General features: G+C 72.3%; 2 protein-coding genes. Both read right to left on the minus strand.

All coding sequences use genetic code 11. The features are described from left to right. Nucleotides 1-150: 150 nt before the first annotated feature. On the minus strand, nucleotides 151-1,326 hold the full coding sequence (locus KMS84_RS38275) for a uroporphyrinogen-III synthase (RefSeq protein WP_256921166.1): 1,176 nt from the start codon (nucleotides 1,324-1,326) through the stop codon (nucleotides 151-153). A gap of 99 nt (nucleotides 1,327-1,425) precedes the next feature. Next, on the minus strand, nucleotides 1,426-2,820 hold the full coding sequence (locus KMS84_RS38280; protein WP_256921167.1) for a nitrate/nitrite transporter: 1,395 nt from the start codon (nucleotides 2,818-2,820) through the stop codon (nucleotides 1,426-1,428). Between the last annotated feature and the right edge of the window lie 213 nt (nucleotides 2,821-3,033).

The raw sequence follows: 3,033 nt of genomic DNA on the forward strand, positions 1-3,033 counted from the left end.
GCAGGCCAGTGGACCGGCAGCCCCCGGGACCTGCCCATCCGCCGGCCCGCCGGTCCACTGGCCTGCCGGTCCGGTCGCCTGCCGGTCTTTTGGCTTTCGCCCCGGTGGCCGCGCGCCGCGGTGGCCGCGGTGTCGGTGGGCCGGTGTTCTCTACGCGTCCGCGTACTTCGCGTCTGAGGCCGGGTCCAGGGCCAGGCGGTAGCCCCGTTTGACCACCGTCTGGATCAGCTTCGGGGCGCCGAGGGCCGTCCGGAGGCGGGCCATCGCCGTCTCCACGGCGTGCTCGTCGCGGCCCGAGCCCGGCAGGGCCCGCAGCAGGTCCGACCGCGGCACCACCCAGCCCGGCCGCCGCGACAGCGCCCGCAGCAACGACATGCCCGCCGGCGGCACCGGCCTCAGGCACCCGTCCACCAGCACGGCGTGTCCGCGGATCTCCAGTCGGCGCCCGGCGACCGGCAGCGTCCTGGCCCGCCCGGGCAGCTCCTGGCACAGCAGTTGCACGAGCGGCCCGAGCCGGAACCGCTCCGGCTGGACGGTGTCCACACCCCGTGCCTGAAGCGGCAGGGCGGTGACCGGCCCGACGCAGGCGGGCAGCACGTCGTGGTGCAGGGCGCGGAGCAGGTCGGGCAGCAGCCCGCGCTCCTCGGCGCGCGAGAACAGCGAGACGGCGGCGGGCGCGCTGGTGAAGGTGATCGCGTCCAGCCCGCGGGAGACGGCGGCGTCCAGGAGCCGGTCGAGCGGCGCGATGTCCTCCGGCGGCATCCATCGGTAGACGGGCACCCCCACGACCTCCGCGCCCGCGGCCCGCAGCGACTCCACGAAACCGGGCAGCGGCTCGCCGTGCAGCTGGACGGCGACCCGGCGGCCCTCGACGCCCTCCTCCAGAAGCCGGTCGAGGACCTCGGCCATGGACTCGCTGGACGGCGACCACTGCTCGGTCAGTCCCGCGGCCCGCACCGCTCCCTTGACCTTGGGCCCGCGGGCCAGCAGCTCCACGCCGCCGAGCCGGGCGAGCAGCTGTTCGCCGAGCCCCCAGCCGTCGGCGGCCTCGACCCAGCCGCGGAAGCCGATGGCCGTGGTGGCGACCACGACGTCCGGCGCCTGGTCGATGAGGTGCTTGGTGGCGGCGAGCAGCTCGCCGTCGTCGGCGAGCGGCACGATCCGCAGGGCCGGCGCGTGCAGCACCGCCGCCCCGCGTCGCTGGAGCAGCGCGCCGAGCTCCTCGGCCCGGCGCGCGGCCGTCACGCCCACGGTGAAGCCCGCGAGGGGCCCGTGTTCGACGGCGCCCTGGGGGCCGGGGGCCGGTTGCTGCTGTTCCTCGTACATAGTTCTCGTCCCGCTAGATTCGCGTGCCCGCCTACATGCCGACGAGCCTGTCAACGGCGCGTGACAGGCTCGGTTCGGCTTCATGTCGCCAGTGTTACGTCACACCTCGGCATAACTGAGCTGGGGCTTCGCCTCGGAGGCCGGTCCGGACGCGGTCACCCTGCCCGCCGGGCGGCGAAGGTATACGGCCCAGGTGACGGCGAAGCAGGCCGCGTAGAAGGCGAGGAAGGCGACGAACGCGCCGGTGCCGGAGCCGTAGGAGAGGAACGACTGACGGAACGCCAGGTTGATCCCGACGCCGCCGAGCGCGCCCACCGCGCCGATCAGTCCCATGGAGGCGCCGGACAGCCGGCGTCCGTACGCGGCGGCCTCCTCGCCCTCCAGGCCCTTGGCGACGGCCTTCGCCTGGAAGATGCCGGGGATCATCTTGTACGTCGAGCCGTTGCCGAGTCCGCTGAGCACGAACAGCACGACGAAGACGGCCACGAACAGGGGCAGCGACTTGCGCATGCTGGCGAAGACGAGGACGGCGGTGGCGGCGGCCATGCCGACGTAGTTGTAGAGGGTGATCTTCGCGCCGCCGTAACGGTCGGCCAGCCAGCCGCCCACCGGGCGGATCAGCGAGCCGAGCAGCGGGCCGATGAAGGTGAGGTAGGCCGCCTGGAGGGGCGTCCGGCCGAACTGGTTGGTCAGGACCTGCCCGAAGGCGAAGCTGTAGCCGATGAACGAGCCGAAGGTGCCCACGTAGAGGAAGGACATGATCCACGTGTGCGCGTCCTTGGCGGAGTCGACCGCGGCGCCGGTGTCGTTCTTCAGGGTGGCCAGGTTGTCCATGTACAGCGCGGCGAGCGTCGCGGCGAGGACGATCAGCGGGATGTAGATGCCGAGCAGCACGCGCGGCCCGCCGCTCGCGCCGATGACGGCGAGGGCGATCAGCTGGATGACCGGCACGCCGATGTTGCCGCCGCCCGCGTTGAGCCCCAGCGCCCACCCCTTCTTGCGGAGCGGGAAGAAGGCGTTGATGTTGGTCATGGAGGAGGCGAAGTTGCCGCCGCCGATGCCCGCGATCAGGCCGACCAGCAGAAACGTGTCGAAGGAGGTCCCCGGCTCCATCACCGCGAACGCGGCGACGCTCGGGACCAGCAGCAGCCCGGCGGAGATGATCGTCCAGTTCCGTCCGCCGAAGAGCGCGACGGCGAAGGTGTACGGCACCCGCACGACCGCCCCGACCAGCGTCACCATGGACGTCAGCAGGAACTTGTCGGCCGGGGTGAGGCCGTACTCCGGGCCCATGAAGAGCACCAGCACCGACCACATGGTCCAGATCGAGAAGCCGATGTGCTCGGAGAGGACCGAGAAGAGGAGGTTGCGGCGCGCGACCTTCTCGCCCTTCTCGTTCCAGAAGGCCTCGTCCTCCGGGTCCCACTCCTCGATCCAGCGGCTCCCCTTCCTCGCGGGGGACGGCGGTGCGGGGGCTGTACTCGGGGCTGTCATGACGCCTCCACGTGCTCCGGGCTCGGGTGGTTCGGGGGATGAGCGGTGATGAGTCCCGAAGGTAGGGAGGGCGCGTTTCCGTGCTGTGGCTGTGGGTGACCGGAAAGGAACGTTGCTCTCACCGTGCGGGCGGGCCCGGTGAGAGGTCTCGGCGAGCGTTCAGCTCCGGGGCGGCTGCCCGTGGGGGTGGGGAGGCTGCGGCGGATACGGGGT

The sequence above is a fragment of the Streptomyces hilarionis genome (assembly GCF_024539675.1).
GTDB classification, from domain to species: domain Bacteria; phylum Actinomycetota; class Actinomycetes; order Streptomycetales; family Streptomycetaceae; genus Streptomyces; species Streptomyces hilarionis.